At 79.3% G+C, this 1,757-nt stretch carries 2 protein-coding genes; one reads left to right on the forward strand and one right to left on the reverse strand.

What is annotated here, in order from left to right:
• Window positions 1-161: 161 nt before the first annotated feature.
• Entirely contained in the window at window positions 162-998 is an 837-nt protein-coding gene (locus Q0112_RS14670) for a RibD family protein (protein WP_297976540.1), read from the forward strand.
• Here Q0112_RS14670 and Q0112_RS14675 read toward each other — a convergent pair.
• On the reverse strand, window positions 884-1,757 hold an 874-nt coding region (locus tag Q0112_RS14675), incomplete at its 5' end, for a trans-aconitate 2-methyltransferase (RefSeq protein WP_297976542.1). The two genes, Q0112_RS14670 and Q0112_RS14675, sit on opposite strands and share 115 nt — an antisense overlap.

Below are 1,757 nucleotides of genomic sequence, written 5' to 3' on the forward strand. Positions count from 1 at the left end.
GGCGCCGGCCGGGGCGATGGCGGCCTTCCGCGACGGCTTCCTCGCCGCCTTCGGTGCGGCGCCGGCGACCGGCGCCGGCGCCGGCCGCTGAGCGCGAGGCTTTACCCCGGCGGGCGGAACGCTACTCTTTCCGCAGGTTGCGGCAGCGAGGGACGGTCCGGATGCAGCGGGCGGAGGTCACCGACGAAGTCTGGGCTGCGCTTCTCGCGCTCAGCGCCGGCAAGCGCGCCGGCCCGCGCGCCGGCTGGCCGCCCGAGGCGCGCGCCGCCTGGGCGCTCTATGCGCCGCTCGCCGCGGACGGGCGCGGCGGGCCCTATCTCTTCGCCCAGGTCGGCCAGTCGCTCGACGGCCGCATCGCCACGCTCTCGGGCGATTCGACCGCCATCTCCGGCCCCGACGGCCTCCGGCACCTCCACCGCTGCCGGGCGCTCGCCGACGCGGTCGTCGTCGGGGTGCGCACGGCGCTCGGCGACGATCCGCGGCTGACCGTGCGGCTCGTCGAGGGGCCGAACCCCGCCCGGGTGGTGATCGACCCGCGCGGCCGGCTGCCCGACGACGCCCAGGTGCTGCGGGCGGACGGGGTGCGGCGGATCGTCATCCAGGCCTGCCGGCGCCCGCGCCCGCGCGGGGTCGAGGTGATCGAGCTGCCGGCCGCCGACGGCTGGATCGCGCCGGCGGCCATCCGCACCGCGCTGGCCGGCTGCGGCCTCGCGCGCGTCCTGATCGAGGGCGGCGGGGTGACGATCGCGCGCTTCCTCGACGCCGGCCTGCTGCAGCGGCTGCACGTCGCCATCGCCCCGCTCATCATCGGCACCGGGCCCTCGGGGCTGCGCACCGCGCCGGTCACGCGCCTCGCCGACGCGCTGCGGCCGGAGACCCACGTCTACGGCCTCGATTCCGACGTCGTCTTCGACTGCGTGCTGGCGCCGGCCGGCAGCGCGAGGATGTCGAGGTGGCCGACGCTGCAGCCCGAGCCGATCGCCGCCAGCCGCGCCTGAGCCCAGCCCGCCGCCCCGCGCGCGCCCGCCTCCGCCGCCGCCTCGGCGATCCCCGCGACGAGGGAGCGGTGCAGCGCATCCTGCTGCGGCCCCAGCCGCCAGGGGCTCGGCGCGAGACGGACGCGGTAGCCGCGCGCCGCCATAGCCCGCGCCATCACCGTCGCCGCCTCGGGCCCAAGCGCCGGGCCGAGGCCCTTGTCGCGGCGCTGGTGCGCGTTGAAGGCGGCGACGATCGCCGCGTCCTCCGGCAGCGGCGGGTCCCAGGCGATCGTCCCGTCGTAGCAGAGTGGCGCATAGAGCCCGGCGCCGGCCGCCGCCACCCGCCCGGCCAGCGCCTCGAGCCAGGCCTCCCCGGCGAGATCGAGAAGCGCGAAGGCCGTCACGAGCCGCGCGTCCCGGAAGGGCAGGGGGGCGAGATCGGCGAGATCGGCCCGCACCGTCTCCGCCCCCGGGCAGCGGGCCGTGGCGAGGGCGAGGAGGCGCGCGTCGGCATCGACCAGCCGCCAGCCCGCCGCCTCGGGCAGCGCGCGGCAGGCCGCGCCGGGGCCGCAGCCGAGATCGAGCGCGACCCCGTCCCGCCCGAGATGTTCCGCCGCCGCGGCCCGGAGCGCCGGGTCGCGCGCCGCGGCGTCGGCGGGCGCGCGCAGCTCCAGCCATTCCGCCGTGAAGCTCACGCGCGGGCCAGGGCGGCGTCGACCAGCTCGGCCGTCCGCCGCCAGTCGGGCAGCGCCCGGCCCGCCGCCCAGGCGGCATCGGCGG

The sequence above is a fragment of the uncultured Amaricoccus sp. genome, from assembly GCF_937858865.1.
Lineage (GTDB): Bacteria > Pseudomonadota > Alphaproteobacteria > Rhodobacterales > Rhodobacteraceae > Amaricoccus.

Bases quoted from the DNA above. Each gene is read 5' to 3' on its own strand.
- Q0112_RS14670 (WP_297976540.1), top strand. From the start codon at position 162: ATGCAGCGGGCGGAGGTCACCGACGAAGTCTGGGCTGCGCTTCTCGCG.